This window comes from Prochlorococcus marinus CUG1417, assembly GCF_017695975.1.
In the GTDB taxonomy this organism is placed as follows: Bacteria; Cyanobacteriota; Cyanobacteriia; order PCC-6307; family Cyanobiaceae; genus Prochlorococcus_A; species Prochlorococcus_A marinus_AG.
This window is the reverse complement of record NZ_JAAORN010000001.1, coordinates 795968-808631: the sequence shown is the minus strand read 5'-3', so window position 1 is coordinate 808631 and position 12664 is coordinate 795968. Positions and strand designations below refer to the sequence as shown.

The 12664-nt window shown below is 29.5% G+C and carries 14 protein-coding genes; 8 read left to right on the top strand and 6 right to left on the bottom strand.

Annotated features, from left to right (window positions below):
* Position 1: 1 nt before the first annotated feature.
* Positions 2-1501, top strand: a complete 1500-nt coding sequence (locus HA140_RS04640; protein ID WP_209039977.1) for a DUF697 domain-containing protein — start codon at positions 2-4, stop codon at positions 1499-1501.
* Here HA140_RS04640 and HA140_RS04635 read toward each other — a convergent pair.
* Complete coding sequence (locus HA140_RS04635; protein WP_209040253.1) at positions 1494-1631, bottom strand: hypothetical protein; 138 nt, start codon at positions 1629-1631, stop codon at positions 1494-1496. The two genes, HA140_RS04640 and HA140_RS04635, sit on opposite strands and share 8 nt — an antisense overlap.
* Positions 1632-1634: 3 nt before the next feature.
* The gene (locus HA140_RS04630; RefSeq protein ID WP_209040240.1) at positions 1635-3020 is read right to left on the bottom strand and encodes a pyridoxal phosphate-dependent decarboxylase family protein; all 1386 of its coding nucleotides are present in this window, start codon (positions 3018-3020) and stop codon (positions 1635-1637) included.
* A gap of 43 nt (positions 3021-3063) precedes the next feature.
* On the opposite strand from HA140_RS04630, the gene HA140_RS04625 reads away from it, so the two are divergent.
* Positions 3064-3579 carry a nucleoside deaminase gene (locus HA140_RS04625; RefSeq protein ID WP_209039976.1) on the top strand — a complete coding sequence of 172 codons (516 nt, stop codon included), beginning with the start codon at positions 3064-3066 and terminating at the stop codon, positions 3577-3579.
* Here the strand turns inward: HA140_RS04625 and HA140_RS04620 are convergent.
* Entirely contained in the window at positions 3554-4738 is a 1185-nt protein-coding gene (locus HA140_RS04620; RefSeq protein ID WP_209039975.1) for a pyridoxal-phosphate-dependent aminotransferase family protein, read from the bottom strand. The genes HA140_RS04625 and HA140_RS04620 overlap by 26 nt on opposite strands.
* 214 nt (positions 4739-4952) lie before the next feature.
* Here HA140_RS04620 and glnA point away from each other — a divergent pair, with 214 nt between their 5' ends.
* From glnA to HA140_RS04605, 3 genes are all read left to right on the top strand, one after another.
* A complete protein-coding gene (glnA, locus tag HA140_RS04615; RefSeq protein ID WP_209039974.1) occupies positions 4953-6374 on the top strand; it encodes a type I glutamate--ammonia ligase in 1422 nt (473 codons plus the stop codon).
* Positions 6375-6477: 103 nt separating this feature from the next.
* Positions 6478-7533, top strand: a complete 1056-nt coding sequence (locus HA140_RS04610; RefSeq protein WP_209039973.1) for a class I SAM-dependent methyltransferase — start codon at positions 6478-6480, stop codon at positions 7531-7533.
* A 13-nt stretch (positions 7534-7546) separates the two neighbouring features.
* On the top strand, positions 7547-7810 hold the full coding sequence (locus tag HA140_RS04605) for a DUF6439 family protein (protein ID WP_209039972.1): 264 nt from the start codon (positions 7547-7549) through the stop codon (positions 7808-7810).
* On the opposite strand, the gene HA140_RS04600 is transcribed toward HA140_RS04605, so the two are convergent.
* Together HA140_RS04600 and HA140_RS04595 are read right to left on the bottom strand one after the other, a co-directional pair.
* On the bottom strand, positions 7789-8223 hold the full coding sequence (locus HA140_RS04600; protein ID WP_025931858.1) for an ATP-binding protein: 435 nt from the start codon (positions 8221-8223) through the stop codon (positions 7789-7791). The two genes, HA140_RS04605 and HA140_RS04600, sit on opposite strands and share 22 nt — an antisense overlap.
* Before the next feature lie 47 nt (positions 8224-8270).
* The gene (locus HA140_RS04595; RefSeq protein WP_209039971.1) at positions 8271-8990 is read right to left on the bottom strand and encodes a GUN4 domain-containing protein; all 720 of its coding nucleotides are present in this window, start codon (positions 8988-8990) and stop codon (positions 8271-8273) included.
* Between the two features lie 35 nt (positions 8991-9025).
* Between HA140_RS04595 and mnmH the strand changes: the two genes are divergently transcribed.
* The 3 genes from mnmH to HA140_RS04580 are packed head-to-tail and all read left to right on the top strand — an operon-like array spanning position 9026 to position 11537.
* A complete protein-coding gene (gene mnmH / locus HA140_RS04590) occupies positions 9026-10066 on the top strand; it encodes a tRNA 2-selenouridine(34) synthase MnmH (protein ID WP_209039970.1) in 1041 nt (346 codons plus the stop codon).
* Between the two features lie 60 nt (positions 10067-10126).
* Positions 10127-10480, top strand: a complete 354-nt coding sequence (gene psb28 / locus HA140_RS04585; RefSeq protein ID WP_011862904.1) for a photosystem II reaction center protein Psb28 — start codon at positions 10127-10129, stop codon at positions 10478-10480.
* A gap of 13 nt (positions 10481-10493) precedes the next feature.
* Positions 10494-11537, top strand: coding sequence for an AI-2E family transporter (locus HA140_RS04580; RefSeq protein ID WP_209039969.1), 1044 nt, complete (start codon positions 10494-10496; stop codon positions 11535-11537).
* 204 nt (positions 11538-11741) lie between these two features.
* Here the strand turns inward: HA140_RS04580 and secF are convergent, their stop codons facing one another.
* Positions 11742-12656 carry a protein translocase subunit SecF gene (secF, locus tag HA140_RS04575; RefSeq protein ID WP_209039968.1) on the bottom strand — a complete coding sequence of 305 codons (915 nt, stop codon included), beginning with the start codon at positions 12654-12656 and terminating at the stop codon, positions 11742-11744.
* Positions 12657-12664 lie beyond the last annotated feature (8 nt).

Here is a 12664-nt window from a genome sequence, read left to right as displayed (position 1 = left end):
TATGAATTACTTGATATTGAAATATATAAAGTATCTTTTATTAATATTAATTGTATATATTTTATTTTCAATATTTATAAGAATAGTAAATATTTATACACTTTTATTTTTAATATTAATTAGTTATATCTTTTATAATATTGATAAAAAATTATTTAAAAAAATAGTTTATAAAGTTATATACAAAAATAAAAAAAATACACTTTCATTCAAAAATACATATGGTGCTGCAAAGATAAGTTTGGAAGGGGTCGAGAAAATTAATAAAAAAATTAACGATAAAGTAAAAGTTGAATTGTTAAATTACAAAAGAAACAAACTAGAGTCCCAATTAAAAACAGGAGATTATAAAGTTACTCTTTTTGGAGCAGGTTCCTCAGGAAAAACATCTATAGCAAGATCTTTATTGAAAAACATTGTAGGACAAACTTCAGCAAAAATAGGTACTACAAAGCAAATTAATAGTTATAAAATTCGTATCCCAATATTAAAAAGAAACATCAATATAGTAGATACTCCGGGTTTATTCGAACCATCTAAATTAGGAGAAGAAAGAGAAAAAACAACAATCATACAAGCATCAAATTCTGACATAGTTCTTTTTGTGTTAGATCAGGACATAAATAAATACGAAAACTATTTAATTAAAGAATTATTGAAAATAAAGAAAAAAATAATAATAGTTCTAAATAAATGTGATTTGAGGTCTAGAAATGAAAATAACCTCATCAAAGAAAATATAATTTCTATAACTTCCGCTAGAAAAAATAAAATTTCAGTAGTTCAAACAATTGCAGTACCTCAACAACCTTCCTATATAAAATCAGATGCTTTAAATTTAGTTCCAGAGGTAGGAAGTTTATTTAGAGAAATAATTGAAACGCTCGATAATAATGGTGAAGAGTTATTGGCGGATAATATTCTTTTTCGCTCAAATAAATTAGGTATTAAAAGTAAAAATTTCCTGCAAGAACAAAGATATTTAATGTCAAATAAAGTGATTAATAAATATATGTGGATAACAGGAGGAGTAATACTAGTTAATCCACTACCAGCCGTTGATTTCCTTACTACTACGTCTGTAAACCTTCAAATGATTTTGGAATTATCAAAAATATATGAAATAAAGCTTACAAAAAAAGATGCAAAAGATTTAGCAAAATCATTGCTAAGCGCATTGGCCAAACAAGGGATACTAAAAGGGGGTCTCGCCATTCTTTCTCCTGTTTTAGCTACAAGCTTGACTAAAATAATAGTATCTAAATCCATACAATCTGTTACAGCAGGCTGGTTAATAAGAATAGTAGGACTAAGTTTGATTGAGTATTTTAAAAATGGGCAAGATTGGGGAGATGGAGGAATTCAAGAAGTAGTAGATAAGATCTATAGAATAAGTAAGAGGGAGGACATTTTAAAAAACTTCGTTAAAGAAGCTATTTCAAAAATTGAAATGAAAAAGTATTTTAAATCAAATAAAAGTTTGCCTCCATTTACTATGTAATGTTAGACAATTGATCATTTAGATAAGTTCTGAAATCAAAAATAGTTATTAAGAGCAAATAAGCAATACAAATAGCTATGGATATAAACCCTGTTACTATTGCAATAATTTTTGGTCTACCAATATTCATAAGTTAAGCATGTAAAAGTCTCAAAAGTTCTTCTATATGAGATTCTTTTGTATTGTAATTTCCCATGACAACCCTTAAAAAATATTTACCTTTAAATTTTGGTCTAGAAAGCATAAAATTTTTGTTAATAAGTTCATTAACTTTAGTTTGAGTCCATGCATCAGAGTCTTTTGGCTCAAGTTTCTTTGGTAAGAATGAAACGATATGAAGAGGACCTGAATAAATATCAAATTTATGCTTACTAATATTTTTTATAAAAAAATCTTTTCTATTAATTGATGATTTTAAAATAGTTTCTATCCCATTTAAACCTAAAAAACGTAACCCAAGCCATAGTTTGATCACCTCAGCAGGTCTAGATCCTTGTATGCCTATTTCACCTCTATTTATGATGTCTTCTTTCGATGATATGTAAGGAAGTCCGGTAGAAAATGTATTTTCTAAAGTTCTCATTTCTGAAACCAATAACAAAGATGATGTCTTTGTTATGCCAATTATTTTTTGAGGATTTATAGTTATTGAATTAGCCTGATTAATATTATTTAAACCTTCAATTGGAATAGAAGTTATTGCAAAAATGCCTCCAATGGAGCCATCGATATGAAGCCATATATTTCTTTCTTTGCATATTTCACTTATGTCTTTAATAGGATCAATTGCTCCTCTTACAGTTGTGCCTAGAGTGGCAACAATTGCGAATATTTTTTTATTATCAATAAAACATTTTTCTATAGTTTTTCTAAGATTATGTATATCAATACTGCCGTTTTTATCAGTTTTAATCCTGATGAGATTTGCTTCATCAAGACCCATTATTCTTATACATTTAATAAAGGAGGAATGAGCATCTTCACTAACAAGTAATACAGAATTCGGATCTGAACCTAATCCAGAATTATGTCTAGCAGCTATAAGTGCATTTAAATTACTTAAAGTACCTCCGCTTGCTGCTATGCCTCCTGAAGAGTCATTAAACCCTATTTTCATTGCAAACCATTTGCATAATGATTCCTCAAGCAAAGTAATACTTGGAGACAACTCGTAAGCAAGAAGATTATTATTTAAACCAGCAGCAATTAAATCGCCTAAAATAGAAAAAATCAAAGGTGGGGGATCCAGATGAGCTAAAGAGCCGGGATGAACAGGATTAAAAGAATTATTTAGAAGGGATTGAATATCAGAAAACAAATCTTCTGTAGAGTTACCATCCTCATGAGGCATTAAGCACTTGAAATTCTCATCAAATGGTAACGGACCATATTTATCGGCTTTAGAGAACCAGTCACAAAGAATTTGAGTTGTTTTATTTAAGAGAGTAATTAAGTTATCGTTAGTCCCTAAATAAGAAGGGAAGTATATATCTTTTTTATTAATTAAATCTTCAGTCATCATATAAGATATCTATTAATAAGTTTATTCTCAATATTGGTAAATGAGGTATATTTTTGAAAATGTAAATAGTAATTATAGTGAACAGAAAGATATAAATATTTTAAAATATTCAAGATGGATGAAGTCTATTTTAAGAAGATCAGAAGAAATTGGAAAAGTAGAGTTACCTATCTGTTCAATAATATTAGATGAGAGAGGAAGATGTATTGGAAGAGGGGTAAACAAGAGAAATATAAATAATGATCCATTAGGTCATGCTGAAATTATGGCTCTAAGGCAGGCATCTCTAATAAAAAATGATTGGAGATTTAATGAATGTATTATCATCACAAATTTAGAACCATGTACCATGTGTGCATCGGCACTTATTCAAGCAAGAATGGGTAAAGTTGTTTTTGGTGCTTACGATAAGAAAAGAGGTGGATTAGGGGGCTCAATTGACTTATCAAAGCATAAAAGTTCTCATCACAAAATGGAAATCGTAGGAGGTATTTTAGAAGAGAAATGCAGTAAAATTTTACAATTATGGTTTAAAAAGTTGAGGACTCAAAAATAGAATATTTTTTTAACTCTGTATCAAATAGGTTTAATAATCTGTCTACATTCTCCTCACTTGAGTTAAAGCCCATTAATCCTATGCGCCAAACCTTACCAGACAATTCTCCAAGTCCATTTCCTATTTCTATTCCGAAGTTTCTTAAAAGATGATTTCTAAAACCATCTCCATCAACTGCAGGCGGGATCTTAACTGTTGTAAGAGTTGGCAATCGATAATCCTCTGATACATGTAATTCCATTCCTAGAGTTTCTAAACCTTTCCAGAGTTTCTTTGCATTAGTATTATGCCTATACCAAACATTCTCTAAGCCTTCATTTGCAATTAATCGTAATCCTTCTCGAATAGCAAAATTCATGTTCACAGGAGCAGTATGATGGTAAACACGATCAGAACCCCAATATTTATTTAATAGAGATAAATCTAAATACCAGTTAGGTACTTTTGTTTTTCTTGAACTTAGTTTTTCTTCAGCTCTTTTATTCATCGTAAAAGGGCTTAACCCTGGAGGACAACTTAATCCCTTTTGACTACAACTGTATGCTAAATCAATCTTCCATTCGTCAATCAATAGTTCTAGAGCTCCAAGAGAAGTAACTGCATCAACTAAAAACAAGCAGTTATTTTTTCTACATACATCTCCAATACCATCAAGAGGTTGTAAAACACCACTTGATGTTTCAGCATGAACAATAGCAAAGATTGCTGGTTTTTTTGTTTCTATTTCATACTTGATTTCTTCATAAGAAAAGGATTCACCCCAAGGTTTTTCAATAACAGATACATCTGCTTTGTATCTTGTTGCCATATCAACAAGTCTGTCTCCAAAATATCCTTTTTTAGCGATAAGAATTTTTTCTCCTTCCTCTATAAAATTTGCAATTGATGCTTCCATAGCTGCACTTCCAGTACCACTCATTGGAAGAGTCAGACGATTATTACATTGCCAGGTATATCTTAGAAGTTGTTGGACATCAGACATCAATGAAATATATGCTTCATCTAAGTGACCAATAGGATTCAAAGAAAGAGCGCTTAAGACTTCTGGATGTGCATTTGAAGGACCAGGACCTAATAAAAGTCTGGAGGGAACATAAGTCTTTGAGAAATGAGATAAATTCTCTTCATTTAAAGCCGAAATAAGTTTTGCTTCTGTCAAAGCATTATATTCAATTACTTTATAAATTAATCTAATATCTCCACATAAGCGATATTTATTTATAGAAATTAATTCAATTTAAATATTTAGGTAAACAATTATTAAACTTATGACATGAAACACTAAAAGAAGACATCAAGTCTTAAAAAAAGTTACCGTTGATACATAACAAGAATCATCAAGTTATTAATTTCATAGAAGGTATTACAAAATTATGTCTAAATCTCCTCAAGATGTTTTAAGTCAAATTAAAGACGAAGGAATTGAACTCATCGATTTAAAATTCACTGATATCCATGGGAAATGGCAACATTTAACTCTTACATCAGACATGATAGAGGAGGATTCTTTTACAGAAGGTTTGGCATTTGATGGCTCATCTATAAGAGGTTGGAAAGCAATTAATGCCTCTGATATGTCAATGGTGCCCGATGCGAGTACAGCTTGGATAGATCCTTTTTATAAACATAAAACATTAAGTATGATTTGCTCTATTCAAGAGCCAAGAAGCGGGGAACCTTATGATAGATGTCCAAGAGCTTTAGCTCAAAAGGCATTAAAATATCTAGACTCGACTGGTATTGCAGATACTGCATTTTTTGGACCAGAACCAGAATTCTTTTTATTTGATGATGTTAGATATGACTCTAAAGAAGGAGGTTGTTTTTATAGCGTAGATACTATTGAAGCTCCATGGAATACAGGGAGAATTGAAGAAGGGGGGAACCTAGGATACAAAATACAATATAAAGAAGGATATTTTCCAGTAGCTCCAAATGATACTGCGCAAGATATCAGATCTGAGATGCTTCTTCTTATGGGTGAATTAGGGATCCCCACTGAAAAACATCACCATGAAGTTGCTGGTGCCGGCCAACACGAACTTGGAATGAAATTTGATTCGTTAATAAATGCTGCTGACAACGTTATGACTTATAAATACGTTGTCAGAAATGTTGCCAAAAAATATGGAAAAACAGCAACATTTATGCCCAAACCTGTTTTTAACGACAACGGAACAGGAATGCATGTTCACCAAAGTTTATGGAAGAGTGGACAGCCACTATTCTTTGGTGAAGGATCATATGCAAATTTATCTCAAACAGCAAGATGGTACATCGGAGGCATACTTAAACATGCACCTTCATTCTTAGCATTTACTAACCCAACCACTAATAGTTATAAACGATTGGTTCCAGGATTCGAAGCACCTGTAAATTTAGTTTATTCTGAGGGTAATAGATCAGCTGCGGTAAGAATACCTTTAACAGGACCAAGCCCTAAAGCTAAAAGATTAGAATTCAGATCAGGGGACGCACTAGCAAATCCTTACTTAGCATTCTCTGTAATGATGCTTGCTGGTATTGATGGAATTAAAAATCAAATTGATCCCGGTGATGGAGTAGATGTAGATTTATTTGAACTCCCAGCTGATGAACTTGCTAAAATTGATACAGTACCTTCATCTCTAAATGACTCACTTAATGCGCTAAAAGCAGATAAGGATTATCTATTAGCTGGTGGAGTATTTACTGAAGATTTTATTGATAACTTTATCGAGATAAAATACGAAGAGGTACAACAACTAAGACAAAGGCCTCATCCACATGAATTCTTTATGTATTACGATGCATAAATAAAAGAAAACATTAGTTTAAATTAATCAATTTGAGAAATATCACAAAAATATTCTCAAATTGATTTTTTTTTTGTTGGAATGTATATATATAAATCGAAAAATGGCTAGGGAATCTATCTCAAAAATTGCATATAAAACGCTACAACAAAGTAAAAGCATTGCAGGTTTCGCTCACAAGCAGATTAGTTCAAGATTAATGAACTTTATTCTTCCCGATTCAAAGCTTGAAAATTTTAATATAGATAGAGATCTTATAATACAAATCCAAAATTCAATGGATATCTTAAGAGAAGAAGATTGGAATGATGCAGAAAAAAATATATATCCAAAAAAATTATTGTTTGACGAACCATGGCTTAGATATCTAACTCAATATCCTAAAATTTGGCTCGATATGCCTAATACATGGGATAGACGCAGAAAACAAAACTTTGATGATCTTCCAAAATCAATTGATAAAGATAATTATCCTCAATATTACTTGAGAAATTTTCATCATCAAACAGATGGTTATTTATCAGATTTTTCAGCTAGCATTTATGACCTTCAAGTTGAGATACTTTTCAATGGTAGTGCAGACTCAATGAGGAGAAGAATAATTAAGCCAATAAAAGAAGGACTTGAAATTTTTAGAGATAGAAAAAAAAGTTCTATAAAAATACTTGATGTGGCTACAGGATCAGGAAGAACATTAAAACAATTAAGAGCAGCATTTCCTAAAGAAAAAATTACAGGGATTGATTTATCTGATTCATACTTAAAAGAGGCAAGTAGATATATTTCAGATTTAGATGGAGATTTAATTGAGTTGATAAAAGGTAACGCTGAGAAATTACCTTTTGAAAATGATAGTTTTCAATGCATTTCTTGTGTTTACTTATTTCATGAATTACCTAGAACAATTAGAGCTAAAGTATTAAATGAATTTTTTAGGGTTCTTGAACCTGGAGGAATATTAGTTTTAGCTGATTCAATTCAAATAAGTGATTCACCTGACTTTACATCCGTAATGGAAAGCTTCTATAAATCATTTCATGAGCCTTTTTATTGTGATTATATAAATGAGGATATAGATTCTAAAATTGAGGATGTTGGGTTTAAAGATGTAAAATCAAATTCCTTTTTTATGACCAAAGTTTGGTCTGCTGTAAAGTAAAAAAAAAACTCCTATGACCTATTGGGATAAAGATACTATTCAGCTTGTTCAAAGTCTTAATGAAAAATTAAAGATTGACCATTCTAAATGGCATAAAGATAAAGGAAATAAATATAAACGAGCTGCAGAACTAATTTCGGCTGGATTATGCCATTTAATTATTTCTTGCAACGACAAGGAAACTATTGAGTATATAGAAGAAAGTGTTAAATGGTTAAAAGAAATAAACGTAGATCAACCTTGCCCTAGTAAAAATCACCTTTTTAAAGCCAATTGAAGCCTATTACCTTTACTACTCCATCTAATATCATCAAAACATTCATTAATAATGTATAGGCCACGACCATTTACACTACTTATTTTTTTAGGTAATTTGTAGTCTCTTTTTTTTATTTCTAATCCATTACCTTGATCTTGAATTTGCCAAACACACCAATTAGGAGTAATTATTCTTCTTACTCTAATATTCTTTTTAGGATCTAATTTATTTCCATGTTTTACTGCGTTAACTAGAGCTTCATGTAAACCAAGTTTTATAAGATAGCTTGATTGAGAATTTTTAATAGGTTCTAATAATTGATCGACAAATTCATTTAACTGTAATGATGATTCGAATTCGTAGATTGACCAGTTAATTTTTGGTCTTTTAAAAAATCTTTTTAAAATATTTTTGCCCCGGAATAAGGACATAATAATATTTTTCTACTTTCTTAATTTTAACTTATTAAATACCTCATTTAAAGAATATTATTGTGTCTTTTTGAAATAGCAGGATGACGTAGGATGGAGTCCATAAGTCTTACTCCTCTTAGTTGATTTATTAAAGGCATATGTCCATCAGGAGCATCCAATGACCAGCAAAAAGAACCGGGATATCTAGTCCATAAGCCCTCTTTTTTCCACCCTATTTTCGGCCACATTAATTCATATTTTTTCCCTACTGATTTTAATATCTTTGCTTGAATTGAAAATCCGAATCTACCAGTAGAATAAATAGTCCATAATCTATCTATTGTTTCTAGATCTTTTCCTGACATATTTTTAACTTCACTGTAGAAAACATATCCGCGTTTTTCAGCTAATTTTCCAGCTAATTTTCGTAAGTAGGAACTCGTTAATCTATCTGCTTCTTCAAATTTTTGCTCAACTAACATCAATTGCAAATCTTCATAATTAATATCAATATCTGAATATGCATTAAACCAATTATTGAATTTAGAGTTTTCAAAGAATTCTGGCTTGAATTTTTTTAAAACTTGCAATATCCAACCAGCAGCCCAGTCATCTCCTTCTTTATCAAACATATCAAACAGTGATGGGCCAAGATTAAAAATATTTTCGACTTCAGATTCTATTTGAGCTAATGAATTTATTCTTTTTCTTTGATTAGAATCCACAAATTTTTTTATAAGATCTAATGTAGCATTACTATAGTTATCCTGTTCTATGTTATTCATTTTAAAAAATTAATCTAAAAAAATAAAAACTATCCATGTATTTCAAAAGAAAAGAACTAGAGAAATTTAGATGTTTTAAAGGACCACTTATAGATGTTAGGAGCCCGAGTGAATATTATAAAGGACACATGCCTAATTCTATTAATATTCCACTATTTGATGATGATGAGAGATCTATAATTGGTACAATTTACAAAAAAGAAGGTAGAAAAAAAGCAGTTATAGAGGGATTAAAATTTTTTGAAAAAAAAATGGAATTACTTCTTGATAATTTATTCAAGAGTATTGAGCCTCCTACAACTATTCCTAATAAAAATAATGAATTATTTATCAGGATATATTGCTCTAGAGGAGGAATGCGTTCACAAAGTATTGGATGGTTATTAGATAAATTTAAATTAAATATAGTTACACTTAAAGGCGGATACAAAATATATAGAAGATGGGTATTAGATAGTTTTTCAAACAAGTTGAATTTAGTAGTTATTGGCGGAAAAACAGGAACAGGGAAGACAAGATTATTATCATTACTTGAGAAATATAAATATCAAACTATTGATCTTGAAGGATTTGCTTGTCATAGAGGAAGTACATTTGGAGGTTTAGGAATGAAAAAACAACCTTCAAATGAACAATTTGAAAATTTAATTGCAGAAAAATTAAATTCTTTTAAATGTTCTAATAATATTTTTGTAGAAGCTGAAAGTGCAAATATAGGTAAATGTAAAATTCCTCATGAATTCTTCAATCAGATGAAAAACTCGATGAGGATTGAAATTATAAGGAGCGAATCTAACAGGTTAGATGAATTAATAGATACTTATAGTGTATTTAAAAAAGAGGAACTCCAAGAATCAGTACTAAGGATAAAAAAAAGACTAGGACCGCAAAGAACAAAAATAGCTCTTGAATCTATTCATAATGAGAAATGGGACTTAGTTTGCAGATCAGTTTTAGATTATTACGATAAGTGTTATGAATATGAAAAGGTTGGCAAAACCAATATAAGGTTAATAGATTTAACTGATAAAAAATATGATGAAAGTATCCTAGAATTAATAAATAATGTTTTATAAAATAACTACAAACGAATATGAAAAATATTTCCTAAGATGAAAAATTATTAACCGAATATTATGACAACAAATAAAACAGCAAAAATACAATTTTATGAGGGAACTGATGAACCAGTAGTGCCTGAAATAAGACTGACTAGGAGTAAAGATGGTACTACCGGCCAAGCATTATTTTTGTTCGAAAAGCCTCAGGCATTATCTTCAATTACAGACGGTGAAATCACAGGCATGAGGATGATAGATTCCGAAGGTGAAATATTAACTAGGGAAGTTAAAGTAAAGTTTGTTGATGGAGAACCAATATTTTTAGAAGCGGTTTATATTTGGAAGAACACACCAGACTTTGATAGATTCATGAGATTCGCAAATAGTTATGCCAAATCAAATGGATTAGGATATTCTGAAAAGAAGTAGAATATTATGAAAATTGAATAGTTCATCATATTTCAAGTTAGTAGTAATATTAATAACTTTTTTTATAGTATGGACTTTAAGGGATTTTCTCCTACTAATAATTTGTTCTTTAGTAATCTCAAATATTGTATGTAATTTATGTGATCAAATCCAAAAAGGTTTGAAAATTCCTCGATCCATTTCTTTGTTTCTTGTCTTAGCCGTCATATCAGTAATAATATTTACTATTTTTATTCTTGTATTACCTCCTTTTATAAAAGAATTCAATGAAATACTAGTTGACATTCCAAATGGTTTATCAAAAATAAATATTTTGATCAATACAAATCTGAACAAATTTAATAGCTTATTTTATGGCGAACAATCAGAAAATGTTATAGATATATTCAGTTTAATAAATAATGTAGTTACCATTCCAGATGTCTCAACTATTGCAAAAGCTATTCAAGAAAGTTTTAAGAATTTAATTAATATTGCGGGGAATCTAGGTTCAGGTCTTTTGAGATTAATATTCGTATTGGCAGTGAGTTTGATGATTTCTATTGAACCAAAACAATATAAAGAAAATATACTTCTATTAATACCAAAAAATTACCGTAACAAATTTAGAAATATTCTGGAAAAATGCAATATTGCACTAGCAAATTGGACCTTTTCTATGGTTATAAGTTCATTATCAGTAGGATTATTATCATTAATAGTTTTATCTATATTAGATGTCAAATACGTTGTCTCAAATGCCTTAATAGCAATGGTTCTTAATATAATTCCAAATATAGGTCCAGTTATTAGTGGTATATTTCCAATCTCAATTGCATTACTTGATAATTTTTGGAAACCACTGGCAGTTTTAGGATCATATGTAATCATTCAAAATATTGAAAGCTATATCATAATGCCATCTATAATGAAGAAAAAAGCAAACCTACTTCCTGGCTTGACATTAATATCACAATTTGGATTTACCTTCATTTTTGGTCCATTAGGCTTAATACTATCTCTTCCATTGGCTGTAGTAATACAGGTTTTAATCAAAGAATCATTTAAAGATATTTAAAAACTACTTAATTAATTTTTTATATAAGTATGGGTATGAAAAAAGTATAAAGATAGCTAAGGGATGTTTACTTATAGCAAAATATAGAGAACTAAAAGTAAAATGATCAAATAATATTCTTAGCTCAGTAGAAAGATCTATTAAAACTAAAGAAAATAAAATTATCAAATAATAATTCAATTTCATAAAATGAAAAGCCTAATCTCAGTCTTTAAGCAACAAAGATGGAGCCAATAAAATACTTGAATAACTTCCAAAAATAATTCCTAATGATAAGGCCAAAGAAAACCAAAACAGCGAGTATGATCCAAACAAAATTATGCATAGTAAAGGGATAAGGGTTGTAATACTGGTAAAAGTTGTTCTCCTAAATGATTCGTTTACTGATAATTGAATAGTTTCGTTATAGCCTTGTTCCTTTGATTTTAAATTCTCACGAATCCTATCAAAAATAACAACAGTATCATTTACAGAATAACCAGCAATAGTTAACAAGGACACCGCAAATAAACTATTTACCTCGATAGATAATATAATTCCCAACCAGGAAAATATACCGAAAACAATTAATAAATCATGGAATAAAGCTAATAATGCAAATAATGCATATTTTTTATCAAACCTAATAGTTATATATAAAGATATTGCAAATAAAGAAACCAACAATGAAGTAACACAATTGGTAAGTAATCTTTTCCCAAGCTTTGGACCTATTAATCTTGAATCCTTACTCTCATAATTTAGAGGTCCAATAATATTATCAAGATTAGTAATTAGATTATTTGATTCTTCGATAGTCAAATAAGGTGTTCTTATTGAAATTAATTTATTATTATTTTGGAATTGTAATTTAATATTATTTATAAAGTTTTTATTAATAGAGATCTCTCTTAAATTTTCTAAAACTGAATCAGGGGAAAGATTAGAACAGTCTTCTTCACAAACTCTTTCTATTCTTAATTCATTTCCTCCAACAAAATCCATCCCTAAATTTATAGGTTTCTTATAAGAAGTATTAAAAGTTGAATATAAAATTCCTAAAAGACTTAACAAAATAAGAAAAGTTGAAAAACTAATTATCTTTCTTTTATTTTTTATTAGTTCAAGATTGTATTTCATGGGAAATT